Origin of the sequence: Actinoplanes sp. NPDC024001, from assembly GCF_040638955.1 — a bacterium.
Classification (GTDB): domain Bacteria; phylum Actinomycetota; class Actinomycetes; order Mycobacteriales; family Micromonosporaceae; genus Actinoplanes.
In genome coordinates, this window is record NZ_JBEZZB010000094.1 from 674 (window position 1) to 26,062 (window position 25,389).

Annotated in this window: 20 protein-coding genes; 6 read left to right on the forward strand and 14 right to left on the reverse strand. The window is 69.2% G+C overall.

Going from position 1 to position 25,389, the window contains the following annotated elements; genetic code table 11:
* The first annotated feature begins 2,014 nt into the window (after window positions 1-2,014).
* Entirely contained in the window at window positions 2,015-2,968 is a 954-nt protein-coding gene (locus tag AB0F81_RS31140) for a hypothetical protein (RefSeq protein ID WP_360203026.1), read from the forward strand.
* Between the two features lie 1,381 nt (window positions 2,969-4,349).
* On the opposite strand, the gene AB0F81_RS31145 is transcribed toward AB0F81_RS31140, so the two are convergent.
* Window positions 4,350-5,324 carry a D-alanine--D-alanine ligase gene (locus AB0F81_RS31145; protein WP_360202979.1) on the reverse strand — a complete coding sequence of 325 codons (975 nt, stop codon included), beginning with the start codon at window positions 5,322-5,324 and terminating at the stop codon, window positions 4,350-4,352.
* Entirely contained in the window at window positions 5,321-6,631 is a 1,311-nt protein-coding gene (locus AB0F81_RS31150) for a PLP-dependent aminotransferase family protein (protein WP_360202981.1), read from the reverse strand. Before AB0F81_RS31150 ends, AB0F81_RS31145 begins: the two co-directional genes overlap by 4 nt.
* A 211-nt stretch (window positions 6,632-6,842) precedes the next feature.
* On the opposite strand from AB0F81_RS31150, the gene AB0F81_RS31155 reads away from it, so the two are divergent.
* Entirely contained in the window at window positions 6,843-7,517 is a 675-nt protein-coding gene (locus AB0F81_RS31155) for a GNAT family N-acetyltransferase (protein WP_360202982.1), read from the forward strand.
* Window position 7,518: 1 nt separating this feature from the next.
* On the opposite strand, the gene AB0F81_RS31160 is transcribed toward AB0F81_RS31155, so the two are convergent.
* From AB0F81_RS31160 to AB0F81_RS31195, 8 genes are all read right to left on the reverse strand, one after another.
* Window positions 7,519-8,670, reverse strand: coding sequence for an N-acetylmuramoyl-L-alanine amidase (locus tag AB0F81_RS31160; protein WP_360202984.1), 1,152 nt, complete (start codon window positions 8,668-8,670; stop codon window positions 7,519-7,521).
* Window positions 8,671-8,759: 89 nt separating this feature from the next.
* A complete protein-coding gene (gene trxA, locus AB0F81_RS31165) occupies window positions 8,760-9,077 on the reverse strand; it encodes a thioredoxin (RefSeq protein ID WP_360202985.1) in 318 nt (105 codons plus the stop codon).
* Window positions 9,078-9,093: 16 nt separating this feature from the next.
* Window positions 9,094-10,053, reverse strand: a complete 960-nt coding sequence (trxB, locus tag AB0F81_RS31170) for a thioredoxin-disulfide reductase (RefSeq protein WP_360202987.1) — start codon at window positions 10,051-10,053, stop codon at window positions 9,094-9,096.
* 124 nt (window positions 10,054-10,177) lie between these two features.
* Entirely contained in the window at window positions 10,178-11,056 is an 879-nt protein-coding gene (locus tag AB0F81_RS31175; RefSeq protein WP_360202989.1) for a hypothetical protein, read from the reverse strand.
* On the reverse strand, window positions 11,053-11,751 hold the full coding sequence (gene sigM, locus AB0F81_RS31180; protein WP_360202991.1) for an RNA polymerase sigma factor SigM: 699 nt from the start codon (window positions 11,749-11,751) through the stop codon (window positions 11,053-11,055). The genes AB0F81_RS31175 and sigM overlap by 4 nt, the downstream gene beginning before the upstream one ends.
* Window positions 11,752-11,792: 41 nt before the next feature.
* On the reverse strand, window positions 11,793-13,337 hold the full coding sequence (locus AB0F81_RS31185) for a protein kinase family protein (protein WP_360202993.1): 1,545 nt from the start codon (window positions 13,335-13,337) through the stop codon (window positions 11,793-11,795).
* Between the two features lie 199 nt (window positions 13,338-13,536).
* Window positions 13,537-15,291, reverse strand: a complete 1,755-nt coding sequence (gene murJ / locus AB0F81_RS31190; protein ID WP_360202995.1) for a murein biosynthesis integral membrane protein MurJ — start codon at window positions 15,289-15,291, stop codon at window positions 13,537-13,539.
* A gap of 50 nt (window positions 15,292-15,341) precedes the next feature.
* Window positions 15,342-16,265, reverse strand: a complete 924-nt coding sequence (locus AB0F81_RS31195) for a hypothetical protein (RefSeq protein ID WP_360202997.1) — start codon at window positions 16,263-16,265, stop codon at window positions 15,342-15,344.
* Between the two features lie 104 nt (window positions 16,266-16,369).
* Between AB0F81_RS31195 and AB0F81_RS31200 the strand changes: the two genes are divergently transcribed.
* A complete protein-coding gene (locus tag AB0F81_RS31200; RefSeq protein ID WP_360202998.1) occupies window positions 16,370-17,800 on the forward strand; it encodes a CCA tRNA nucleotidyltransferase in 1,431 nt (476 codons plus the stop codon).
* Here AB0F81_RS31200 and AB0F81_RS31205 read toward each other — a convergent pair.
* Entirely contained in the window at window positions 17,797-18,954 is a 1,158-nt protein-coding gene (locus tag AB0F81_RS31205) for a hypothetical protein (protein WP_360203000.1), read from the reverse strand. The genes AB0F81_RS31200 and AB0F81_RS31205 overlap by 4 nt on opposite strands.
* On the reverse strand, window positions 18,951-19,460 hold the full coding sequence (locus AB0F81_RS31210) for a SigE family RNA polymerase sigma factor (protein ID WP_360203002.1): 510 nt from the start codon (window positions 19,458-19,460) through the stop codon (window positions 18,951-18,953). Before AB0F81_RS31210 ends, AB0F81_RS31205 begins: the two co-directional genes overlap by 4 nt.
* Window positions 19,461-19,548: 88 nt before the next feature.
* Between AB0F81_RS31210 and AB0F81_RS31215 the strand changes: the two genes are divergently transcribed.
* A complete protein-coding gene (locus AB0F81_RS31215; protein WP_360203003.1) occupies window positions 19,549-20,007 on the forward strand; it encodes a methylated-DNA--[protein]-cysteine S-methyltransferase in 459 nt (152 codons plus the stop codon).
* 107 nt (window positions 20,008-20,114) lie between these two features.
* Here the strand turns inward: AB0F81_RS31215 and AB0F81_RS31220 are convergent, their stop codons facing one another.
* Both AB0F81_RS31220 and AB0F81_RS31225 read right to left on the reverse strand, forming a co-directional pair.
* Window positions 20,115-21,194 (reverse strand): inositol-3-phosphate synthase, encoded by a 1,080-nt coding sequence (locus AB0F81_RS31220; protein WP_360203005.1) that lies wholly within the window; start codon window positions 21,192-21,194, stop codon window positions 20,115-20,117.
* A 23-nt stretch (window positions 21,195-21,217) separates the two neighbouring features.
* Window positions 21,218-21,823 (reverse strand): PadR family transcriptional regulator, encoded by a 606-nt coding sequence (locus AB0F81_RS31225; protein ID WP_360203006.1) that lies wholly within the window; start codon window positions 21,821-21,823, stop codon window positions 21,218-21,220.
* 171 nt (window positions 21,824-21,994) lie between these two features.
* Between AB0F81_RS31225 and AB0F81_RS31230 the strand changes: the two genes are divergently transcribed.
* Window positions 21,995-22,429, forward strand: a complete 435-nt coding sequence (locus AB0F81_RS31230) for a DUF5318 domain-containing protein (RefSeq protein ID WP_360203008.1) — start codon at window positions 21,995-21,997, stop codon at window positions 22,427-22,429.
* Window positions 22,430-22,847: 418 nt separating this feature from the next.
* A complete protein-coding gene (locus AB0F81_RS31235; protein ID WP_360203009.1) occupies window positions 22,848-25,262 on the forward strand; it encodes a transglycosylase domain-containing protein in 2,415 nt (804 codons plus the stop codon).
* The last annotated feature ends 127 nt before the right edge of the window (window positions 25,263-25,389 follow it).

Here is a 25,389-nt window from a genome sequence, read left to right on the forward strand (position 1 = left end):
GGAGCCCGGAGCCCGGAGCCCGGAGCCCGGAGCCCGGAGCCCGGAGCCCGGAGCCCGGAGCCCGGAGCCCGGAGCCCGGAGCCCGGAGCCCGGAGCCCGGAGCCTTTCAAGAGCAATGTTGGCCTTCCCGCACCGCTGTGATCTGGGTCACTGACCCCGTTTCACGTGAAACGGCGGCGGACGGCGGTGTTGAGGCGTGGCGAAATTTGCCGTGGCGGTCAGGGCAGCAAGAGTCTTTGGGGAGCTGGACGGCGATCGCCTGTTCACGGAAGAGCTGAACCGCCTCCACTACCCTGTTGGGTTTCACGTGAAACACGAGCCCGCAACGGCGGATGGCTTGGGTGCGCTTCAAGGAGGTGCCGGCATTGCCCTGCATCCGAACGACGGGCACAACTTCGATTGCCCTGGGCGCCCGACCCGCGCATCCATCCGGCCTTCAGTCATCTGCCGGAGTCGCTCCCTACGCCATCCCGCGAGTGCCACAACCATCTCCCGTCTCATGCGGCCCTCTGTATCGACGCACAGGTCGCCTCGGCTCGGTTAAAGCCGGCAACGAGAATCCGGCCCCGTGTAGGTACCCGTTCTCAGTTCCACCACGGGCCCGTCATTGCAGCGCCTTGGATCGCAGGTCCCCATGTGCTGTCATGCTTTCCTTGCGAGGAAACGGGTTGGCGATCCGCGGCGCGGCAACGCAGGCGGGACAGGCCATAGTCGTCACAGCTCTGCGAGAGCGAAGGGGCTGTCGGCGATGGCGGTAGAACTCTGGGCTCGGAAGCAGCGGCCTTCGGGTGGTTCCCTCTCTCGCTAGCCGGGCTAAGTGCGGGCGGACCACCGACTGCCAAGTGCCTGAGCGGCTTCAGTCCGTGACAGCCGCAGTCTGCGGATCGCCTAATCCGCGAACGGCCTCACTCTGCGGATGGCCTAATCTGCGAACGGCCTCAGTCTGCGGAAGGCCGAGCGCGTTGGCGGCCTCAGCCCACCGGCCTCAGCCCACCGGCCTCAACCCACCGGCCTCAGCCCACCGGCGGCTGCCCACCGGCGGCAGCTCACCACGCTCTCAGCGCACCGATGGCCCCGAGCTACCGAATGGGCTCCGCACACCCATAGCCCTGAGCCACCCGCCGGCCTCAGCACGTCGATGGTTCAAATCCGCCAAAGGGACCTCAGCGAACCGGCCGAACTCGGCTCATTCGGCGGACCCCGCTCGCTGCCTAATCATCGGCAGACCTGGCCCACTGACCCGGCTTACTGACGATCAAGCTCCCGCCACCGCGGACCCGCCTCTACCGAACCGCTGACCGATCGACGCACCAGCTGACCACCGGCCCGCGGCATAGAGATCCCGAGTCCAGTCCAGAGCCGTCCCAACGAACTCACTGACTTGGAGGTGCCGGGAAACCGAACCCACTACAGAGCCAAGGCTGTATCTCGTTCGCTCCGCAAACACGCCGGCTCCGGACAGCACAACCGTCAAAGCCATAGAAGTGCGCCAACCACTCCATAGAAGCCTGCTGGTCTTTCACCCGAGACCCGCCGCCCACCAGACGACCGCAACTCATCGACGACCGACACCCGCAGCCCCGAAATCCACCCCACGACCGCCCCGCCCGTGGCAGCCACCCAGACATGCGCCACCACCACTATCCACACCCTGTGCACTCCACCTGTTGACCACCACCCCACCCCCGTTTCACGTGAAACGCCGCCGATGCGCTCACGCCCGTCCACCGCTCTATCCACAGGGCGCGCAAGCGTTCTACGTCGCGTTTCACGTGAAACAGCCGAGCCTGTGGATAACTTCTGTGGATAACTTCGGGAAGAGTGTGGGGAGCGCAACACGCTCATCTCCGTCGACATCCAGCACGCGCACAACCCAGCACACCACCGTCCCTCCGTAGTGCGAAATTGACCCGGGACAGCCCCTCCTGACCTGGGCTAAGGTCACGTCGTGTCTGAGAACACCGCCCCCCTCCCTGACTTCACCCGCTGGCCGTCGTTCCCCTTCGAAGGCGACATGCGAGTCAAGCGCCTCGCCCCGCCAGTGGAAGTGGAGCCGCCCCGCAGCGGCGAGGATGCCGCCGACTGCGTGGCCTGCGGAACCCCTGACGACGCGTACATCTGGGTCAGCGAACGCTGGCGAGTGCGGGCGATGGACCGACCGACCGGCCTCCCGATGGTCTTGATCCTGGAGTGCCGTTCGCACCTCGACCTGGGCGACCTGCCGAACCTCCTGGCCGCCGAACTCGGCGTCATGACCGTCCGGCTGGAGCGCGCGATCCGCTCGCTGGACGGCGTCGCCCGAGTCCACGTCAACCGATGGGGTGACGGCTCCGCCCACCTGCACATGTGGTTCCTCGCCCGCCCCTACGGCCGGCTGCAGCTGCGCGGCACGTTCCTCTCGCTCTGGGACGACATCCTCCCCGTCATCCCCGAGGCGAAGTGGCGGGAAAACCTCGCCCTTGTAGCCGCCTGGCTAGCCGATTTCGGCGGCAAGGCCAACGCCGAGCCCGCCCACATCGAGTGGGAATCCCCGGCAACCTTCACCGTCCCCACCACACCCACCACGGACACCGAGCCCGACGAAACCCGCCGCCCGGCCACGCTCAGCGACGTCGAATCCAGCCCCACCGCGAGGCCGCCCAAACCAACCGAAGCGCCCGCGGCGGAACCCCACAACCCCAAAACCCCCACCCAGGCGCCCACTCATCAGCCCACCCACCCGGCCACATCGCCGGACGCTCCAAACCCCCAGGCCCATCCCGTACGGGCTACCGAAGCGCCCCCATCCACCCCCACTCCCGGTTCCCCTGCCGCCAGTAGCGAAGCGGCGCCGACGCCCGAGCCGGAAGCCCAGCACGGCTTGCAGCACCACCTCAACCACTTCACCGACGTCCCCGCCCCGGCCAGTGGCAACCCCACTAGCACCCCGCAGACGCCCACCGCAGCAGCGCCACCGACCCCACGCTGACCCGCCAAACAGCAACCGAGTCTGCCGGTGGGACTGGGCCGATCGGCTCGACGTCCCGCAAGACGCGTTGTTGCCGGTGCGCCTGAACTCGCGGCACCCCGGAACGCAATCCCAGCTCGGGTACGTGTGTCGAGCGCGGCACAGCCCGACACACACCGGCCGCAGGCCCAATCTCACCGAAGTGGAGGGTGGGCCGGCATGGAGCCCGCCATAGGCACACCGGGGACCGGATGGAGGCGACTAAGGGGATGGGGAGCGGATGGAGCCCGCCATAGGCACACCGGGGACCGGATGGAGCCGGCTAAGGGGATGGGACCGGATGGAGCCCGCCATAGGCACACCGGGGACCGGATGGAGGCGGCTAAGGGGATGGGGAGCGGATGGAGCCGGCCAAGCGCACCAGGGACCGGATGGAGCCGGCCAGGGCACCGAGGACCGGGAACGGAGCCCGCTAGAGCCGCCGGAGACCGGGAACGGAGCCCGCTAAAGGCGCCGGAGACCGGGAACGGAGTGCGCTCAAGGCACCGAAGACTGCCGAGTGGAGGCCGCTAAAGGCGCCGGGCATCGGAATGAAGCTGGCAGACGGACACCGGGAACGGTGTAACTCGAGCGCTCCCAGCCACAGCATTGAAGACCCTGGCTCCAGCCCTTGATCCCCATCACTGATCAGGAAGTTTGATGTAACGCCGGCCCGCGGGAGCGGGAGTGTCGGGTTAATGGTGGAACCGCTCGGCTGACCGTCAGCGTCGTCTCAGACCGGCCGAGGCAACTCTCACAACCGGCCGAGCGGACCGGCTGACGGTCAGTGTCGTCTGGGGGCAACCGAGACAACTCTCATTCGCAGCCGGGCGCGCTGGCTGGCGGTCAGTGTCGGTTCGCATCTGCTAAGGCGACCTCCCGGTGCAGCCGGAGGAACCGGCTGGCGGGCAGGGCTGTCTATACGCGCTTGAGTAGCACTGAAGCCGGCTGACCAAACCGGAGGAGCCGGCTGGCGGGCAGGGCTGTCTACTCGCGCTTGAGTAGCACTGAGAGCCGGCTGACCGAAATCGACGTGAGTCGGCATGCGCCCGCAAAGCGGATACTCGCGCGAAAACTTCCTGATGGCACCCGCCAATAGGAATCAGCTGACCGGGAAGGGCCTTGCGACTCGCTAGAAGGCGAGGAGGCCCGGCGGGATTGCATGCGGGGCAGGGGTGTCGCAAAGCCCGGACGGCGAACCGGGCAGAGATGAGCCAACAGGAAATGGCCCGTCTGGCTGTGAAGAAGAACCCGCCAGCCGAACGCTTCAGAAACCGGAGCACCGAACCCAAGGGATCCGCTGGAACAAGCGAAGAGGGCCCGATGCTCACCGCACCGGACCCTCAACCAAGAGCAGACCCCGTCACGCCCCCCGGCGAGCCACCGCCCGCTCCACCAACGCGCTCAACATCGCGCCCAGATCAACCCCGGCCGCCTGCACCGCGAGCGGCAACAACGACGTCTCCGTCAACCCCGGCGACACATTGCACCCCAGCACCTGCGGCTCCCCGCCCTCCCCGACGATCACGTCGATCCGGGACAGGTCGCGCAGGCCCAGCGCCTTGAACGCTGCCAAGGCCGTCTCCGACACCCGAGCCGCCACCGACGGCTCGAGCCGGGCCGGCACATGCCACGTGGTCAGGCCAGCCGTATACCGGGCCGCATAGTCATACACCCCGTCCCGGGGAACGATCTCGACTATCGGCAGCGCCTGCGGCCCGGTCCCCAGGTCGATGATCGACACGGCCACGTTGGTGCCGGTCACATACTGCTCCACGAGCGCGGTGGAGTCGTACGCGAAACAGCCCACCATCGCCGCCGGCAGGTCCGCGGCGTCCCGGACCACCGCGGCGCCCAGGCCCGACCCGCCCTGGGCGGGTTTCACCATCAACGGCAGGCCGAGCCGGTCGACGATCCGGTCCAGCACCGCCACCGCGCCGAGTTCAGAGAACCGGTCGTGCGGCAGCGCCACCCAGTCCGGCGTGGGGATCCCGGCCTCGCGCAGCATCGATTTCGCCGAAGGCTTGTCCCAGGCGAGCCGGGCCGTGCGCGCGTCCGCACCCACATAGGGAATGCCGCACAGGTCGAGCACGCCCCGCAACGACCCGTCCTCACCGGTGGCGCCGTGCAGGGCGATCACCACCGCATCCGGTGGGTCGGCCTGTAATGCCGGCAGCAGCGAGACGTCCGCGTCGTGCTGCTCCGCGGTCAGGCCCGCCGAACGCAGCGCGTCGAGGACCCGGCGGCCGGATCGCAGCGATACGTCCCGCTCGTAGGAGAGCCCACCGGCGAGCACCAGAACACGAATGTCGTCACGCGTACCCATGGGTGTGATCATGCCAAGTCGGGGCCGGGAGCGTCGGCAGCGGCCGGGCCACGACGGCGGTGGTGGCTGAGGGCGGCGGAGCCGCCGAAGACGGCGCGCATCGCCAACTCCTGCTCCATCACCCCGGACAGGCGCCGCACGCCCTCACGAAGTCGCTCCGGGGTCGAGAAGGAGAAGTTGAGCCGCATGTTCCCCCGGCCGGTCCCGTCGGCGTAGAAGCCCGTTCCGGGCACGTAGGCGACGCGGGCGGCGATGGCCCGCGGCATCATCGCTTTCGAGTCGAGGCCCTCGGGCAGGGTGGCCCAGACGAAGAGGCCGCCGGTCGGGCGGGTCCACGTGGTGCCGGCCGGCATCAGGTCGTGCAGCGCGGACAGCAGGGCGTCCCGGCGCTCCCGGTAGATCTCCTGATAGACCTTGATCTGCTCGCGCCACGGCATCGCCGTCAGATATTGCGTGACCGCGCCCTGCGCGAACGCGCTGGGGCACAGCACGTTCGCCTCGCTCATCATGACCAGTTTCTCCCGCACCGCGTGCGGCGCCAGGATCCAGCCGACCCGCAGGCCCGGCGCGAACGTCTTGGAGAACGTGCTGACGTAGAACACGCCGTCGCGCCGGCGGGCCCGCAGCGGCAGCGGGGCCTCACCCTCGAAGGACAGCATTCCGTACGGGTCGTCCTCGATGACCAGCAGCCCGGCGCGCTCGCAGATGTCGAGGATCTGCTCGCGGCGCGGCTCCGACAGGGTGACACCGGCCGGGTTCTGGAACGTGGGGATGGTATAGAGGAACTTGGCCCGGCGGCCGGCCCGCGCGGTGGCCGCGATGGCCTCCTCGAGTGCTGCCGGGATCAGCCCTTCGTCGTCCATTGCCACGTGCTGCACCTGTGCCTGGGCGGCCTGGAACACGCCGAGTGCGCCGACATAGGTCGGCCCCTCGGCGAGCACCACGTCGCCCGGGTCGAGGAACAGCCGGGCGAGCAGGTCCAGGGCCTGCTGTCCACCGACGGTGACCACCACGTCGTCTGGTGAGGCGTTGGTGATTCCGGAGAGGGTCATCACCTCGCAGATGCGTTCGCGCAGGTCGATCGTGCCCTGGCCGATGCCGTACTGCAGGCTGGTGGCGCCCTGCTCGGCGGCCAGGCGGTCGAGCATCTCGCCGACCGCGTCCAGGGGCAGCGCCGCGATGTAGGGCGAGCCGCCGGCCAGCGACACCACCTCGGGGCGGCTCGCCACGGCGAACAGTGCCCGGATCTCGGATGTGGTCATCCCGCGCACTCGCCGCGCATACCGATCGGTGTAATCGTCCTGCGTAGTACCGGTCATCCGGCTCTCACCTCGCTCAATCGTCGGTCGAGACGCCATCGATCGTAGACGGAAAAAGCACCACCGGCCCCGACCGTCCCATCCGGCTGTTGCCCGACCTGCTCCCGTTCATGGCGATTCCGACGTAGGATTCGGCGGGGGCGCGGCGAAGCATGTGATGGCGACCGTGCTTCGATACGTGTTCATTCGTGTCCTGCGCAAGGGGTCCGCCATGTCGCGACGCCTGGTCAATCTCACCCTCGACACTCTCGAGGACCTGCCCCGGCCCTGTCGTCAGTGTGTCTACTGGGAGCTTGATCCGGTCTCCGCCGAGCGCGCGTGCGCCACCGGCGACCCCGGCCTGGAGAAGGAGGCCTGGGTCTCCCAGACGCTCCTGGAGTGGGGTTCCTGCGGCAAGTTGGCGTATGTGGACGGCATGCCGGCCGGTTTCGTGATGTTCGCGCCGCCCGCCTACGTCCCGCGGTCGATGGCCTTCCCGACGTCCCCGGTGAGCGCCGACGCCGCCCTGCTGACGACGGCCAAGGTGGTTCCGGCGTTCGTCGGCGGCGGGCTGGGCCGGATGCTGGTGCAGGGCGTCGCCCGGGACCTCACCAAGCGCGGCATCAAGGCGATCGAGGCGTTCGGTGACGCCAAGGCCGGCGAGGCCGACGACGATGACGAGCGCGCCGGCACCTGTGTCGCCCCGGTCGACTTCTTCCTGTCGGTCGGCTTCAAGACGATCCGGCCGCACCCGCGTTACCCGCGGCTGCGGCTGGAGTTGCGGACCGCGCTGTCTTGGAAGTCCGATGTCGAGTACGCGCTGGAGAAGCTGCTCGGCTCGATGAGCCCGGAGACGCTGCTGCGCCCGGTCCGCCCGGTGACCGCGACCAGGTCGGTCGACAACTGACTCAGGACCGGTCGGCCAGCGCCATCCGCAGCTGCCGCACGTCGATGGACCCGGTCGGCACGTCCCGCTCGACCGGGAAGTACATCCGCTGCACCGCGGCCAGGATCGCCTCGACGATCTGCTCACGGAACAGCGGGTCGACCAGACGCTCACGGTCGACCGGCGAGGTCAGGTAGCCCAGGTCGACCCGCACCGTCGGCATCCGGGTGAGCCGGAGCAGGTCCCAGGTCTTGGCGTGGGTGCGGCAGTCGTGCATGCCGGTGCGCACCACGATCTCGCGCTGCACCAGGTTGGCCAGGCGCTCGCCGACGGTGGAGCTCAGCCCGTTGCCGGTGCCGTAGTGATAGGTCGCCACACCCTCGGCGGCCGTGCTGGAGTGCCCGTCGAGGTGCAGGGAGATGAGCAGGTCGGCGCCGAGGCTGTTGGCGAGCGCGGCCCGGTCGGCGCCGCTCATCGAGGCGGCCGGCGACGGCCCACGGGTCAGGTGCACGCGCATCCCGGCCGCGGCGAGCCGGCCCTCCAGCCGGGCGGCCAGGTCGAACACCAGGTCCGCCTCGTTCCACCGGAGCGGGCCGTCGGGCACCACCACACCGGTGTCGTCACCGCCGCCGTGGCCGGGGTCGATGACGATGGTCTTGCCGACCAGGTTGGGCCCGGACTGCCGGAACGCCTCGGCCTCGCGCAGCCACTGCGGGCGGCCGCCGACCACCTTGCGGCCCAGCCGGCGCAGTGCCTTCATGGTCTGGGGCCCGCACGAGCCGTCGGGGGCCAGGCCCACCTCGCGCTGGAACTGGGCCACCGCGCGGGCGGTGCGGGCGCCGTAGATGGCGTCCGGGCGGCCGGTGTCGTAACCCATCTCCAGCAGGCGCTCCTGCAGCGCCCGCACGTCCTCACCGACCAGGGCGTCGGGCACCGAGTGGAACAGGGTCCGGGAGCCGAGCCGCCAGCGGGCGGCGTCCAGCGCGCCCCACGTCTCGTCGCCGACCATGCCGTCGACGCTCAGCCCGCGACTCTGCTGGAAGGCGCGGACGGCGGTTTCCACCGCCTCGTCGAAGGCGTCCGGCTCGGCGTCGGCCAGCAACTCCAAGCCGGCCAGGATCGACCGGATCTCGGAAACAGCGGGGCCGGTGTCTCCGCGTCGGATGGACCGCACTCAAGACTCCCTAGGGGCGAGAAAAAACGACCTTCCGAAGACTACGCCCCGCGTCCCGTAATGGGCGCGGGGCGTAGTTCGACGGTTTGTCAGAGCGCCGATTCGATGAAGTTGACCAGGAAACTCTTCGGCTTGGCGCCGGCGACGGAGTTGACCCGCTCGCCACCCTTGAAGATGGCCAGCGTGGGCACTGACATCACCTGGTAGGCGAGTGCCGTCTGCGGGTTCTCGTCGATGTTGACTTTGACGATCTCCACCTGCGAGCCCAGGTCCGAGTCGGCGATCTCGGCGAGCAGCGGGTCGACCTTCTTGCAGGGCACGCACCACTCGGCCCAGAAGTCCACCAGCACTGGCTTGTCGGACTGCAGCACGTCGGTGGCGAACGTCTTGTCGGTGACGACCTTCACGAGGACCCTCCCGGTCTTACAGCTCTACGAATGAAGCGATGAAGCGCTCGGCGTCCAGCGCCGCGGCACAGCCGGTGCCGGAAGCGGTGATGGCCTGCCGGTACGTGTGGTCGACCAGGTCACCCGCGGCGAACACCCCCTGGACGTTGGTCCGGGTGCTGGGGTGCTGGACCTTCACATAGCCCTCGTCGTCCAGCTCGATCTGGCCCTTGAAGAGCTCACTGCGCGGGTCGTGACCGATCGCCACGAACACCCCGGTGACGTCGAGAACCTTGGTCTCGCCGGACTGCACGTTCTTGATGCGGACCCCGACGACCTTGCCGTCGTCACCCAGGATCTCCTCGACCACCGAGTTCCACTCGACCTTGATCTTCGGGTTGTCCAGGGCCCGCTTCTGCATGACCTTGCTGGCCCGGAACGTGTCGCGCCGGTGCACGATCGTCACCGTCTCGGCGAAGCGGGTGAGGAAGGTCGCCTCCTCCATCGCCGAGTCGCCGCCGCCGACCACCACGATGTGCTGGTTGCGGAAGAAGAACCCGTCACAGGTGGCACACGAGGAGACACCGTGACCGAGAAGTTCCTGCTCGCCGGGCACACCGATCGGGCGCCACGCGGAGCCGGTCGCCAGGATCACGGCGCGGGCGAAGAACTCCTGCTCGCCGACCCAGACGGTCTTGAGGCCCTCGGTGCCGGCCTCGGTCGGCTTGTCGGTCAGCTCGACCCGGGTGACGTCGTCGGTGAGGAACTCGGCGCCGAACCGCTCGGCCTGGGCCCGCATGTTGTCCATCAGCTCGGGACCCATGATGCCGTCCCGGTGACCGGGGAAGTTCTCCACCTCGGTGGTGGTCATCAGCGCACCGCCGGACTGGACGCCCTCGATCACCAGTGGCTTCAGGTTCGCGCGAGCCGCATACAACGCCGCCGTGTATCCGGACGGTCCGGAACCGATGATGATCAGATTGCGGACTTCGTCCACTGCCGACTCCTCAGTCTGTTTTCGCCGCACGGAAAGGTCGGCGACACTGCACGCTAGAACGTCATGCTGGTATCCACCATTCCCCCGGACCTGCTCGTGTCCGACCTCACGCCCGGGGGTGCGGTCAGCGTACCGGGACTTTGGTCAGGGCCGCGGCGCCCGCCCCGGACGCGCCGCACTCCGGGCCGACCGCCCAGATCCAGCCGCCGTTGGCCGCGGTGAACTGCACGATCAGCGCCGGTGCCCCCTCGTAGCGGGCGTAGTCGACGAACAGCACCGACAACGGTCCGCCGGCGTTCTCCCGCGCGATCACCTCGAGGCAGGAGAGCAGCACGTCGGACGCGAGCAACCGCTCCAGGCCACCACCGGCGATCTTCGCCCCGGAGGCACCGGAGTCGGCGACGGTGTGCGGTTGTTCGACCGTCTCCCGAGCTGATTTTCCCAGCGAGGGCCCGCGGTAATCAGTGTCACTGTGCAGGATCTGCTCGGGCGGCGACGCGATCATCGGCGCCGCCTCGGCGTTGAAGGCCGCCCCGCCCGCCCCGGTCGACTGTGCGCTGTCGGCCGTCGTTTCAGCGGTGATCTGGCGCAGGCCGAACCCGGCGAAAGCGAGCACGCCGGCCGCCACGGCGACCGGCTTGACCCAGCGCGGCGCGCGCCGGCCACCGGCACGCGGCGCGCGATCGCGCCGGTGCTCCTCCAGATCCAAAACCCTGGCTGGTACGGCCTCAGCGGACTCCCCGGCAGCGGCGGGGGCGGTGGTCCGGAACATCGTGTCCAGCCGGTCGGCGAGCTCGGCCGGCATCGGCTCCGGTGGCAGGTCCAGCAGTGTGGTGCCGACCGCGGCCAGCGCCGGGGCCAGTTCGTCGTAGGCCGAGCGCCAGGCCGGATCGTCGGCGACCAGCGCGGCCACCCGCTCCTCGTCGGGGGTGCCGAGCAGGGCGCCGCCGATGTAGTCGGCGAGCAGATCGAGGTCGACCCCCTCGAACTCGGCGCCCGTCACCGCTGATCCCTCCGATCGCGTCCGTTGGGCAGCGGACCGACCGCTGCCGACTCGGATGGGACGTTCCCCGGACCCGCACGGTTCCCGGAGTGGTCTGCGGCACCCCGCAGGAACCCGAGCGTCAGAGCCATCCGGGCGCGGCCCCGCGCGCAGCGGCTCTTCACCGTCCCCTCGGCCACACCGAGCATCTCGGCGGCCTCGGCCACCGGATATCCCTGCACGTCCACCAGCACGATCGCGGCCCGCTGCTCGACCGGCAGGGCGGCCAGGGCCTCCCGCACCACCAGCACGGTGTCGTGGTCGGGCGCGTGGGCGGGCGGCTCCGGCCCGGCCGGGCGGTCCTCGGAGTGGGTCCCGTCGGGCAGCGGCACGGTCGGGTGGGCCTGCCGGCGGCGGATCCGGTCCAGGCAGGCGTTCACCACGATCCGGTGCAGCCAGGTGGTCACCGCCGACTCGCCACGGAACCGGGCGGCGTTGCGATGGGCGTTGAGCAGCGCGTCCTGCACCGCGTCGGCCGCTTCCTCGCGGTCGCCCACGGTGCGCAGGGCGACCGCCCAGAGCCGGTCGCGGTGCCGGCGGACCAGCTCGGCGAAGGCCTCCGGGTCACCGTCGACGTGGGCACGGATCAGGTCGGCGTCGCTCGGCACGGATTGCCCCGCGCCGGGCGCGCCGGCTGAAACGTCCCGGAAAGTCACGCCAGCAATGTAGTCCACGCCGGCGACGGGCCGGGCACGGATCAGTATCCGTACAGCTCGATCTCGTTAACAGTGATCTTGTAACGGTCGCCGTCGTCGGCCTTCGGCAGGCCGGTGATGAACAGCAGAACGTACTGGTATTTCTGGTTCGGGTCGAAACCGGAGAACGCCCAGTTGGTGCCGGTGCTCTTGCCCAGGTCGCCCTCGTCGAGGCGCTTGAAGTCCTTGAGCAGCTGCTTGTCACCGTTCGAGCTGTCGCCGGGGTCGCTGCTGCCGACGCGCACGTCCATCGTCACGCCGGGCGCCGAGGTCGCGACGCGGATCTCCGACAGCGAACTCGGGGAGTTCAGCTTGATCAGGACACCCATGCCGTCCTTGAGCTTGCCGAAGTTCGACGTGTTGTATTTCGAGGTCTCCCACCCGGTCTCCAGGTCGCCGTCCACCGTCTTCGGCGCCTGGTCGGAGTCGAGGCGGTCACCCCGGGGCGGGTCGACGATCCGGACCATGTCGGAGTCGAGCGCGACCTTCGTCGGCTCGGGTGCCGGCGTCTGCGTGTCGCCGCCCGGCTGGCCCTGCCCGGCCGCGGCGTCGACCGGTGCCGTGGCCTGCGTGTTCGGCTGGGTGGAGTTGCTGATCGCGCGAATGCCGAAGACCAGGCCGATGATCGCGATCAGCACCAGCGCGCCGACCCCGAAGAGGATCTTGGGGGTGCTGCGGATCTGGTCGCCCGCGGCCGACGGGTTCTGCACGAACCGCAGCGGGCCGACGTCCTCGAACTCCTCGTCCTCGGCGGCGGCGTCCAGCCGGCCCAGCTCGGCGGTGAGCGCGTCGGCGGCCGGCGCGGCCACCCGCCGGTCGAGCAGGTCCATGGTCAGATCGTCGAGGTAGGCCGGGATGCCGGCGCGGACCTGCCGCGGGGCGGCCGGGTTGCCGGTGCTGTCCCGGTTGGCGTCGGGCAGCGCGGAGCGGCCGACCTCGGCGTGCGGCCAGTGGCCGGTGAGCGCGAAATAGAGGACGCCGCCGACGGCGCGGATGTCGGTCTCGACGGTGTCGGCCGAGTCGGCCCGGGCGTCGGCCAGCACCACCCGGCCGTCGTCGGCGATCAGGGTGCTGCCGGGATGGACGTTGCCGTGCACCATGCCGGTGGCGTGCACCGAGGTCAGGGCGTCGGCCACGGCGTGCGCGATGGCGATGGCGCGGGCCGGGTCCAGTGGGCCCTCGGCGCCGATCATGTCGCGCAGCGACTCGCCGTCCACCCACTCGCGGACCACGTAGGCCCGCTCCTCCTCGTCGATCGCGTCGTAGACGCCGACCAGGTTGGGGTGGATGACCCGGCTCGCGGCGACCGCGGCCTGGAGCATCTCGGTCGCCGAGCTGCCACCGGGATGCCGGAGCACCACGGCGACGGGGCGGCGCAGCACCACGTCGATGCCGCGCCAGACCTGCCGGCCGGCACTGTCGTTGTTGACGTGCTCTTCCAGCTGGTAACGCTCGGCCAGAATCTCACCGACGGTGGGCGCACCGAAGGTCAAGACCGGTCCGGCCTCGTCGGCCGCGGTCTCGTGGCCTTCGCCGACCTGGGTCACCAGTCCTCCCTCGGTGGTGCATTCCTCGGAGCTCAGGACAAGGTGCTCCTAAGCACATGCCGACACCGACCATACCCGCACCAAGCCAGGGTCTGGCAGGTCGTCCCCCCGGCGCGGCATCGGTGTCCGCGCGGACGAAACCGGTTAAACGCCTGCAATTCGGTCAGGTTTTGCCGGATCGGGACGGGCTTCTGGCCGGTCAGCGCCCGAGTTTGCGGCGTACCATCCCGACCACCTGGCTGATCTCCCGGATCCGCAGGGCGAGCGCCGCGCCCAGATAGGCGATCAGGACCACCGCGCCGCCGACGACCAGCTGCACCAGCGCCTCGGGCCGGCCGTCCGGCCGGCCGGTGCCGGGCAGCAGCTTCAGCACCAGATAACCCAGGCCGGCCGCGATCGCGGCGGCGACCGCCACCTTGATCAGCGACACCGCGACGGTGCCGAGATTCAGCCTTCCGATCCGGCGCCGCAGCACGGCGAGCGAGATCAACGCGGAGATCAGGTACGACAGGGCGTTGGCCGCGGTCATGCCGGCCGCCGACAGTGACTCGTCCAGCACCGCGGCGAGCACGAAGTACGCCGCGATCCGGACCGCCACCACCGGCAGGTTGATCAGTGCGACCGTCCGGTTGCCCTGCAGGGAGTAGAAGGCATAGGTGCAGAGGTAGCTGATCGAGAGCGGAAGCACTGCGAACGCGGCCACGGTCAGCACCGTGCCAGTGTCGAGCGCCGCGTCGTTGCTGTAGTTGCCGCCCTGGAACAGCATGACCGCGATCGGCGCGCCGAGCACCGCATAGAGCACCGCGATCGGGGCGAGCGCCGCGGAGGTGAGCGTGATGCCGCGGCTCAGGTCGGCGCTGACCTCGTCGTAACGGCCCTCGGAGGCGGCCGCGCTCATCTTCGGCAGCAGCGCGGTCATCACCGACACCCCGATGATCCCGTGCGCCATCATGGTCAGCAGGTAGACGTTGTTGAAGGCCAGCACGCTGGCGCTGCCCTTGCCGGCCACCTCGTTCAGGAGGCGGACCACCACGAAGACGGCGACCTGGTTGGCCGCCACGTAGAGCAGCATCCAGCCGGCCAGGCTGCCGATCTCGCGCAGGCCGAGCGCGCGCGGGTCCCAGCGCCACTTCCACCGGAAGCCGACCTTGCGCAGGGCCGGCAGCAGACCGATCGACTGCACGATGATGCCGAGCAGGGTGCCGCCGCCGATCAGGGCGATCTGGGCGGCGGTGACGGTCTCCGGGCTGAGGTTCTCGTCGGTGCCGAAGACCAGCAGGAACACCCCGCAGGTCGCGATGATCACCAGGTTGTTGAGGATCGGCGCCCACATCGGGGCCGCGAAGTGCCCGCGCACGTTGAGCACCGCGCCGATCAGCGCGGAGAGCCCGGTGAAGAAGATGATCGGCAGGATCAGGTAGGCGAAGTTGGTGACCAGGTCGCGGTACGCGTCGGTGTTCTTGTCGCTGGCCTGGATCGCGGTGATCACCGGGGCCGCCGCGACCACCAGCAGCGTTGCGATGCCGAGCGAGGTGACCGCGAAGGTGAGCAGCTTCTGGGTGAACTCCTGGCCGTTGTCCGCGTCGGCCTTGCGGCGGCGGACCAGCAGCGGGATCAGGACGCTGGAGAGGATGCCGCCGAGCAGCAACTCGTAGATCTGGCCCGGCAGGAACTGCGCGCTGGTGTAGGCGTCGCCGACGCCGGCGCCGAGAGCCATGCCGATCAGCGCGTTGCGGACGAAGCCGATCACCCGGCTCACCAGGCTGCCGGCCGCCATGATCGCGCTCTGCCCGGTGGTGCCGCCGTCACTCTTGCCGGCCGGCACCTCCTCCGGCGGCAGCGCCTGGTCACCGCCGGGAATCTGGGCGTCGACCGAGACGACGGTGACGCCGTCCTCGGCCGGCGGTCGACCATCCGGCGCCGCGTGCGTGCTGCGGTACAGGCCGCCGTTCACCCGAGCCTCCTCCACGCGTGCCGATGTCCGATCCACCATAAGGGGGAAGGTCACAGTTGGTGACGCAGGAGGGTGCCGGGCTCGGCTCCGGCCAGGGTTTCCACCATCCAGCATGCCTCCAGAGGCACCAGAGGCTCACTCAGCGCATCCAAAACCGTCGGATGGTCGCATCCTGCCTCGGTCAGCGCCCCGAGCAGAGCCGGCACCGAGACCAGGTCACCGGAGTCCGCGATCCGGCGAGCCAGTGAGCGCGTCTGCGCGTACCACTGCTCGTCGGGCAGGTGGCGCAGCTGAGCCGCCGCCCGGCTGACCAGATCGGCCACCTGCTCGTGCGGGAAACGCTTGTCCCACCGGACCGCGAGAGCCGCCGTGGCCGGCGCGCTCAGGGCCGCGATCGCGGCCTCGTCGAGAACCTGCGGCGACGGCGCCGGGGGCGCCGGCCACCACTGCTCACCGGTGAAGAGCGGCAGCGGCGCCTGCTCCGGCCCGGCCGGAACGGCGGCCGGCACCTCCCGGCGCAACGACCGGTACGCCGCCTCGCGCACCGCCGCGATCGCGGTCCCGTCGTCCTCCGCGGTGGCCGGGGCGAACGGGGACAGCAGAGCGACCACCAGTCCCGGGTGCGGCAGGGTCGGATCGGCCAGCGCGATCACCCGTGCGCAGGACTCAAGCTCCCACCACCGCAGTGCGGCCGGGTACGGCCCCTCGGCCGGCGCCCAGCCGAGCTGGACCGGCTCGCTGGAGGCGGGACAGCGCAGCCCGAGGGTTCGCTCGCCCGAGGGAAAGTCGATGTCGAGCACCAGCCCGTAACCGTTCACCACCGGAAACGACACGCGGAGCTGGGACGGGAGGTCGTCGGTCGGGCTGAGCCGGCCGGTCCAGAACTCGGGCTCCTGGATCAGACGTTGCAGCACCTCGGGAAGCGGCACCCTGTCATCCTGCCCGCCGCCGGGCTCGACCACCACTGCGGCCATCCAACCACCACACCCTCCGCCCTGTGACCGGACTAAAGGCAGCCATCCAACCACCCCACCCTCCGCCCTGTGACCGGACTAAAGGCAGATAGGCTGGTCATCCCATGTCTGTTCTCAACACCGCCCAGCAGAAAGCGGTAGCCGAGCTGCTCCGCGTCTCTCCCGTCGCCGACGAGCTCGGTCGCCGGTTCGCCACCGCAGGTCACGAGTTGCACCTGGTCGGCGGTTCGGTCCGGGACGCGCTGCTCGGCAGCCTCGGCGACGACCTCGACTTCTGCACCGACGCCCACCCGGAGCAGACGCTCGCCGTGGTGAACGGCTGGGCCGACGCGGTCTGGGAGACCGGGCGTGAGTTCGGCACGATCGGCATCCAGAAGAACGGCCTGCGGATCGAGATCACCACGTTCCGGGCGGAGGCCTACGACGGGGTGACGCGCAATCCAGTGGTCTCCTACGGCACCTCGCTGCTGGAGGACCTCTCCCGGCGCGACTTCACGATCAACGCGATGGCCGTGTCGGTGCCCGAGCACGAGTTCACCGACCCGTTCGGCGGTCTGCAGGATCTGGCGGCACGCGTGATCCGCACGCCCTCGGCGCCGCAGGTCTCCTTCGGTGATGATCCACTTCGGATGTTGCGCGCGGCCCGGTTCGCGGCGAAGCTGCAGTTCACTGTGGATCCGGCGGTCGTCTCCGCGATGCGGGACATGGCGGAAGATCTGGACCGGATCACCGCGGAGCGGATCCGCGACGAGTTCACCAAGCTGATGATCGGCGCCGACCCGATCGCCGGGCTGCGCCTGCTGGTCGACACCGGTCTCGCCGACCGGTTCCTGCCGGAGATCTCCGGGCTCAAGCTGGAGATCGACGAGCACGCCCAGCACAAGGACGTCTACGAGCACACGCTGATCGTGGTGCAGAACGCGATGCGGCTCGAGGGCGACGAGGGCCCCGACTTCATCCTGCGGATGGCCTCGCTCATGCACGACATCGGCAAGCCGGCCACCAAGGCGGTCGGCCGGGACGGCCGGGTCAGCTTCCATCACCACGAGGTGGTCGGCGCCCGGCTCACCAAGCAGCGGATGAAGGCGCTCAAGTACCCCAAGGACACCATCTCCGAGGTGGTCGGGCTGGTCGCCCTCCACCTGCGTTTCTATGGGTACGGGCGGGGCGAGTGGACCGATTCGGCGGTGCGCCGTTACGTCACCGACGCCGGCCCGCTGCTGTCCCGGCTGCACAAGCTGACCCGCTCCGACGTCACCACCCGCAACCGGCGCAAGGCCGCCCAGCTGGCCGCCGACTACGACGCGCTGGAGGAGCGGATCGCCCGGATCGCGGCCGAGGAAGACCTGGCCAAGGTCCGCCCCGACCTGGACGGCAACGCGATCATGGAACTGCTCGGGGTGCCGCCCGGCCCGATCGTCGGGCAGGCGTGGCGGTTCCTGAAGGAACTCCGCCTCGACCGCGGGCCGCTGGACCGCGACGAGGCCGAGGCGGAACTCTTCAAGTGGGCCCGCGAGCAGGGGCACATCTCCTAACGCCGGCCGATGAAGGCCTCGCGGCGGGCGAAGTCGTCGGGCAGGGCGATGCGTGCCTGAAGCCGCCCGCTGACGTTGTAGAGGCCCACCTGGATGCCGTCGATGGTGAAGATCTGGTTCGACTCGTGCACGTAGACGCGCGGCTCACCGGGGATCGTGCCGACGATGCGGCCGGTTTCCACCTCGGCGATCCGGGTGCCGTTCGGCTCCGATGCGTCGGGTCGCAGCAGTACGTACCGGCCGTCCGGTGACCAGGCCGTCGAACCCACCGGCACGCCCGGCACCGGGATCTCGCGCACCAGCTGCCCGGTGTCCACGGAGTAGATCTTGATGGAGCGCACCGTGTCCGGCCGGTCCTCCGACTGCGGCACCGCGGGATCCCGCTGGGCCAGGGCGACCTCCTTGCCGTTCGGCAGCCAGGTGAAGGAGCAGAAGTCCGGGCAGAGCGCGTTGCTCTCCGGGATGCTGTGGTCGCGCCGGGTGGCGGTGGCCGCGTCGATCAGGCGGAAGCCACCCGCGTTGAGGGTCAGCAGCAGGGTCTTGCCGTCCGGCGACCACTGCACGCCGCCGCCCGAGCCGTGGTCGAGCATGCGGACCCGGCCGGTGCTGGCATCGGCGATACCGACCTTGGCCGCCTCGTTCTCGACCAGGACGTACCGGCCGGTCGGTGCGGCCTCGAAATGCTGGTAGCCGCTCGGCAGGACCCGGTAACGACCGGCGTCGCGGTCCAGCACCACGTTGCCTTCCTTGAAGGTCGCCGCGGCGGGCACGTCCTGCCCGTTCTCATCCATCACCACGCCCCGGCGGGACACCGAGGTGACGGCGAGGTCACCGGGCAGCTCGATCGGGCTCTTCCACCACTTCACACCGCCGGCCCGGACGTACGGCACGGTCGTCGCGGGCTCGACGGACGGGGCCGGCGGCGGTGTCGTGACCAGGGCCGGCTCCGGGGCGCTCCGGCGGTCGTTCAGCACCGCGTACGGGGTGATCACGGTGCCCACCAGCACGGCCGCGGCGAGACCGACGAGCGCCTGCCGCCGGCGCCGGATCCGGCGGCCGCGAACCCGGGCCGCGGTGGCCAGGTCGAGCGCCGGCGGGGCCTGCTGGGCGAGATCGTTCACGGCAGCACGCACAGTCCTCTCCAGCTCGGTCATCGTGCTCCCTCCATCGGCCGGTTGGCGCCCGCGGTCAGCTCGCGCAGCTTGGCGAGAGCCCGGGAGGCCTGGCTCGCCACGGTTCCGGGGCGGCACCCGAGCGCCTCGGCGGTCTCCTCCACCGAGCGGTCCTCGAGATAGCGCATCACCAGCACGGCGCGCTGGCGGGCGGGGAGCGCGAGCAGGGCCTGCTGGACCGCCAGCCGCTCAGCCACGTCGTGGTCGTGCCGGCCGGTGTGGGCCCGTTCCGGCACCTCGGCCATCGAGACCTCGGCACGCCCGGTGCGGCGCCAGATCGACACGCGGTCGTTGTAGATGATCCGTTTCACGTACGCCTCGGCGTCGCTGTGGATCCGCGGCCAGCGGGCGTACGCCTTGGCCAGCGCACCCTGCACCAGGTCCTCCGCGGCTTCCCGGCTCCCCGTCAAGGCATGCGCGATCCGGAGCAGTGTCTGCCCCCGGGCCGCGACGAAAGCGGTGAACTCCGCTTCGAGTGACTCCTTCACCGGTCACCTCCGCGGGTAAGACGCGCGGGGCATCCAGTTTCTTGCATGGGCTTCGAAAGTTGTCGTACCCCTGGCGCAGTATTGAGGGGTGTTCGTCGTCGAGTCACCGATCGGGCCGCTCGGCGTTGCTGTCGAGGGCGACGTCGTGGTGGGTGTGCGCTTCGGCGCTGCTGTGCGTTCACCGGCGGCCGACCATGCGGCCGCGGAGCAGTTGCGTGCGTATTTCGCGGGTGAGCTGACCGACTTCACCGTGCCGTTCGACCTGCGGGGCGGGTCGGAGTTCGAGCGGGCGGTGTGGGGCGAGATCGCGAAGATCCCCTATGGCGAGATGATCACCTATGGGGCGATCGCCACGGCCCTGGGTGATCCGGGGGCGGCGCGAGCGGTGGGGACGGCGTGCAACCACAACCCGATCCCGGTCATCGTGCCGTGTCATCGGGTGGTCGGCGCCGGCGGCAAGATGGTCGGCTTCGGCGGTGGCCTCGACCGCAAGCGCCAACTGTTGGAGCTGGAGGCACGGATCGCGCTCACCAGGGCCTGGGGATGAACCAGACGGGTGCTCCGGCCGTACCCATGTGGGGTTGTGAGAAAGGCCGGCCCACGTGGTGGGCCGGCCTTTCGTGCTCAGGCTTGAGCCTGCTCAGATCTTGAGCGTCAGCGCTCGATGTCGCCGCGGATGAACGCCTCGACGGCCGCGTGGGCGTCGTGGTCGCTGTACTGCACCGGCGGGGACTTCATGAAGTAGGACGAGGCCGACAGGATCGGGCCACCGATGCCGCGGTCCTTGGCGATCTTCGCCGCGCGGACGGCGTCGATGATCACACCGGCCGAGTTCGGGGAGTCCCACACCTCGAGCTTGAGCTCGGCGTTGAGCGGGGTGTCACCGAAGGAGCGGCCCTCCAGGCGGATGTAGGCCCACTTGCGGTCGTCCAGCCACGGCACGTGGTCCGACGGGCCGATGTGCACGTCGCTCTTGACCATCTCGTGCGGGATCTGGGAGGTCACCGACTGGGTCTTCGAGATCTTCTTGGAGACCAGGCGGTTGCGCTCCAGCATGTTCATGAAGTCCATGTTGCCGCCGAAGTTCAGCTGGTACGTGCGCAGCAGCTCGACGCCACGGTCTTCGAACAGCTTGGCCAGCGCGCGGTGCACGATCGTGGCACCGACCTGGCTCTTGATGTCGTCGCCGACGATCGGCAGGCCGGCGTCGGTGAACTTCTGCGCCCACTCCGGGTCGGAGGCGATGAAGACCGGCAGCGCGTTCACGAAGGCGCAACCGGCGTCGATCGCGGCCTGGGCGTAGAACTTGTCGGCCTCCTCGGAGCCCACCGGGAGGTAGGAGACGACCACGTCGACCTCGGCGTCCCGCAGAGCCTGCGCGACGTCGACGACGTCAGCCGTCGACTCCTCGATGATCTCGCGGTAGTAGGTGCCGAGACCGTCGAAGGTCGGTCCACGCTGGACGGTGACGCCGCTCGGCGGCACGTCGGTCAGCTTGATCGTGTTGTTCTCGCTGGCGACGATCGCTTCGCTGAGATCCATGCCGACCTTCTTGGCGTCCACATCGAACGCCGCGACGAACTTCACGTCGGATACGTGATAGTCGCCGAAGGTCACGTGCATGAGACCCGGGACGCGGTCGTTGGGGTCGGCGTTCTTGTAGTACTCCACGCCCTGCACGAGGGACGAGGCGCAGTTACCCACACCGACGATGGCGACGCGGACGGAGCCCATCGCGTTTGCCTCCTTGTTGTTCATCACGGCCGGTCCGATTGCGGACGCGGTGGTTCAGGGGTGATTTCCGCGCGATTGCGGAAAGCGGGGGTGCGACCGGAGCGTTCGTTGGTGATCAGTTCTTCCAGCCAGCGGACCTCGCGCTCGCAGGCGTCCAGACCGTGGCGCTGAAGCTCGAGCGTGTAGGCGTCGAGGCGATCGGCGGCACGGGCCAGAACCTCACGCAGGCCCTCCCGGCGCTCCTCGACCCGGCGGCGGCGGCCCTCCAGGATGCGAAGGCGGGTGGCCCGGTCGGTGCGCGAGAAGAAGGTGAAGTGCACCCCGAAGCCGGCGTCGTCATAAGTCTCCGGACCGGTCTGGGTCAGCAGGTCGGCGAACCGCTCCTTGCCCTCGGCCGTGATCTTGTAGACAACGCGGCCCCGTTTGCTGGTCATCGGGGGAATGATGTCGCTGCTGGTCTCGGCTTCGCTGATCCAACCAGCCAGCTTCAGCCGCTTCAACGTCGGGTAAAGCGTCCCGTAACTGATGGCGGCCCGCAGAGTGCCGAGTTTGGTGGCGAGTTCCTTACGGAGCTCGTACCCATGCATCGGAGCCTCCTGCAGGAGGCCGAGGATCGCCAGTTCCAGCACCGGCCCTCCCCTTGAGCGTCCGAGTGAAGCATGTCCCGATGTATCGGCCCGATACATCGCAACCGTAGATCGGCCCGCCGCAGTGCGCAACTCGGACATGCTCCGGAGTCGCCACGCCACTCTCCGTGATGACTGTCGCCGGGTTCGCGGTGACCGCGTACTCTCTTCGCCATGCGCACGCAGCGGCAGGTCGTCGACTACTCGCTACAAAGGCGGGCAGTACTGCGTGACGTTCGGAACGGGCGAATCGGCACGCTTGAGGTCTGTGACGCGTCTCCTTACTTGAGAAACGCGGCGACGTACCACGGCGAGCCGACCGATGAGCGCTGTCCGATCTGCCGCCGGGACAACCTCACGCTGGTGCATTACGTGTATGGCGAGGAGCTCAAACAGTCCGCCGGCCAGGCCCGGAAACTGGCCGAGTTGCCGGTGCTGGCGATGACGCTCCGTGAGTTCCAGGTCTTCGTGGTGGAGGTCTGCCGCTCGTGCGCCTGGAACCACCTGATCGAACGCTACGTTCTCGGCCGCGACGGCCTTGCCTCCTCCGGTTCTGTCGACCCCGGGCAAACGGGTCGGGTGTCACATCACGGGGAGGGGCGCCGATGAACCGGTTAGAGATCGCTAACGTGTACAGGATTGTGACCGATGCGGGTAGCCAGCGCCGTTATTGGTCATTTCGGTCATTTGACAAAGCGGCTGCGTGGTTCGTAGCCGAAAACGCCCGCTCGTGGCGCACCGTCGGGAAGGCCCATCCGGGTCGACCGGCCGCGCCCCCGCGACCGGTAGGTGTGAAGAAATGAACGCGTACGGCGATCCGCAGTCCGCACGAGCCCGGGCCCGAGTGCCCGGGCCGTCCGCTGCTTCCACGCCTGACGACGAGCCAAGCCTGGGCCGGCCCGCGCCGGACGCGTACCGGCGTCCCGCGGGATCGGCTTCGGTGGCCGCCGCCGGTGGGCGTGCGTCGGTGGGCGGCGCTTCAGCAGGCCGGGCATCGGTGGGGGCCGCGTCCCCGGGGCGCGCCTCGGTGGGTGCCGCCTCGGTCGGCGCCGCCTCGGCCGCCGGTGGGCGGGCCTCCGTGGCCCGCGCGGCGGTCCGGCCGGTGCCACCGGGAGGCGGCGGGCCAGGGGGACCGGGTGGACCAGGCGGTCCCGGTGGTCCGGGCGGTGGCGGCCTCAGCGGTGGAGGCAAGGGCCGCAGCAAGGCCGACAAGAAATACCGGCGCGCCAACATCCTGACCGCCGCGGCTGCGGTGCTGGTCATCATGCTGGGCGTCGGCATCGTCGGCGGCACCTACTTCTTCGATGACGTCGATCTGCCCACGCCCAAGGCGGAGGACCAGATGAACGTCATCTACAACTCCGCGAACCAGGTGCTCGACACCCAGGGCGAGCCGCGTATCAACATCCCGTACCAGAACATCAGCAAGACGATGGCGTATGCCGTCGCCGCGGCTGAGGACAAGAACTTCTACAACCACAGCGGCATCGACATGAAGGGCATCGCCCGCGCCGCGTGGAACAACTTCACCGGCGGCGACAAGCAGGGCGCCTCCACGATCACCCAGCAGTACGCCCGGCACGTGGCCGATCTCAAGGAGATCAGCTACAGCCGGAAGCTGCGCGAGGCCGTGATCGCCCGCAAGCTCGAGTCGAAGTACGACAAAGACCAGATCATGGGTCTGTACCTGAACTACATCGACCTCGGACAGGGCCGGCTCGGCGTCGAGGCGGCGGCTCAGGGCTACTTCAACAAGTCGGCGGTCACGGGCGGTAGCAGTGGCAAGAAGGAGATCAACGCCTACGAGGCCGCGGTGATCGCCTCGATCATCAAGCAGCCGTACGCGACGTCGACGCACCGTGGCTACGACCCCACGGTGAACCCGGCCGACGCCCAGCAGCGCTGGGAGTACACCATGAAGAACATGCTGGAGATGAAGTGGATCTCCCAGGAGGTGTACGACAAGCGCGCCTACCCGAAGGCCAAGGCTGCGAGCAGCAAGTGCAAGACCTGCGCTGAGGGCAAGCCGGTCGGCATGATCATGCGGCACGTCGACTACGAGCTGCGCAAACTCGGTGTCACCGAGGATGATCTGAAAAAGGGTGGTCTGCAGATCACCACGACGATCAACCCGAAGGTGCAGAAGGCCGCCGAGGCCGCGGGCTCGCGCAAGAGCAAGACGTCGCCGATGAACGGCAAGCCGGCCAGTTACCAGGCCGCGGTGATCGGTATCGACCCGAAGACCGGCGCGGTGCTCGGCTACTACGGCGGTGACGACCCCAACGGCACGGACTACGGCGGCTACATGGCCGGTGACGGCTCGGGGATCGTGGACTGGGGCGGCCAGTCGCCGGGCTCGACGTTCAAGATCTACACCCTGATGGCCGGCCTCCAGAAGGATCTCTCCTTCAAGTCGATCTGGAACGGCAAGCTGAAGCCTGAGGGCCGCGACAGGATCAGCAATGCCGGTGCGGAGGAGTCGACTCTCTGTGGCGGCAAGATCGAGTACTGCGACCTGGAGCGGGCGACGATCAAGTCGTACAACTTCCCGTTCTACTGGATCGCCGACACCATCGGGCACGAGAAGGTCATCGCGGCCGCCAAGGCCGCCGGCGTCGAGCACATGTGGACCAACGACGGCAAGATGGTCGACCTGACCAAGACCAAGGAGTCGAACTGGAAGTCCAACTTCTCGAACGAGGTCGCGTTCGGGCAGTTCCGGGTGCTGCCGCTGGAGCACGCGGCAGGCGTCGCCACCATCCTCAACGGCGGCGTCCGGCAGGACGTCCACTTCATCAAGTCGATCAAGCGGCTCGACCCGAACACCGGCAAGTACCTGCCGTGGAAGTCGGCGAAGGTCGACGGTAAGCAGGTCTTCCCGGCCGCGCAGACCTCCGACCTGCTCGGCGTGATGGGCAAGATCCCGGGCGACCAGGGCAACACCCTGCGCAACGGCCGGGACGCGGTCTCCAAGAGTGGCACCTGGGAGTACGACGACGACAAGGGCCGCGCCGGCAACGGCGACACCTGGTACGTCGGTGGTATCCCGCAGCTGGCGGCGACCGTCTGGGTCGGTGGCGCGAAGAACAAGGTCGAGCTCAAGGACAACGGCAAGGACATGTTCGGTTCCGGCACGCCGGCCGACATCTGGAAAGAGTTCATCAATACCGTTACCGAGGAGCTCGACTGGGACGTCGAGAAGTTCCCGCAGCGGATCGAAGGCGGCAACCCCGACGCGATGGGTAACGGCGTGAAGCCGCCGGAACCCGAGGTGGACCCCGCCACCCAGTTGCTCTGCCAGCAGTTCCCGGACCTCCCGGCCTGCCAGCAGGTCGGCAACGGGAACGGCGGCGGGAACAACAACGGCCCGGGCAACAACAACGGCGGCCCCGGAAACAACGGCGGCGGTAACAACAACGAGGACAACGACGACGGCGACTGACGTCCGCTGACCCGTACGGGGGGGGGGGGCCGGGGCGGCGCTGGGGGGGGGCGGGGGTGGTTTATTTTGGTGTGAGGGTGTTGGGTGTTGGGGGGGCGGGCCGCGCGAGGGGGCGGGGGGCGGGTGC

What these genes read in the sequence shown, in the direction of transcription:
- AB0F81_RS31150 (WP_360202981.1), bottom strand. Translation starts at nt 6,631, where the DNA reads ATGACCGGTACTACGCAGGACGATTACACCGATCGGTATGCGCGGCGA.
- AB0F81_RS31230 (WP_360203008.1), top strand. Translation starts at nt 21,995, where the DNA reads ATGCGCACGCAGCGGCAGGTCGTCGACTACTCGCTACAAAGGCGGGCA.
- AB0F81_RS31155 (WP_360202982.1), top strand. Translation starts at nt 6,843, where the DNA reads ATGTCGCGACGCCTGGTCAATCTCACCCTCGACACTCTCGAGGACCTG.
- AB0F81_RS31145 (WP_360202979.1), bottom strand. Translation starts at nt 5,324, where the DNA reads ATGATCACACCCATGGGTACGCGTGACGACATTCGTGTTCTGGTGCTC.
- AB0F81_RS31195 (WP_360202997.1), bottom strand. Translation starts at nt 16,265, where the DNA reads ATGGCCGCAGTGGTGGTCGAGCCCGGCGGCGGGCAGGATGACAGGGTG.
- AB0F81_RS31205 (WP_360203000.1), bottom strand. Translation starts at nt 18,954, where the DNA reads ATGACCGAGCTGGAGAGGACTGTGCGTGCTGCCGTGAACGATCTCGCC.
- AB0F81_RS31140 (WP_360203026.1), top strand. Translation starts at nt 2,015, where the DNA reads ATGCGAGTCAAGCGCCTCGCCCCGCCAGTGGAAGTGGAGCCGCCCCGC.
- AB0F81_RS31200 (WP_360202998.1), top strand. Translation starts at nt 16,370, where the DNA reads ATGTCTGTTCTCAACACCGCCCAGCAGAAAGCGGTAGCCGAGCTGCTC.
- AB0F81_RS31220 (WP_360203005.1), bottom strand. Translation starts at nt 21,194, where the DNA reads ATGGGCTCCGTCCGCGTCGCCATCGTCGGTGTGGGTAACTGCGCCTCG.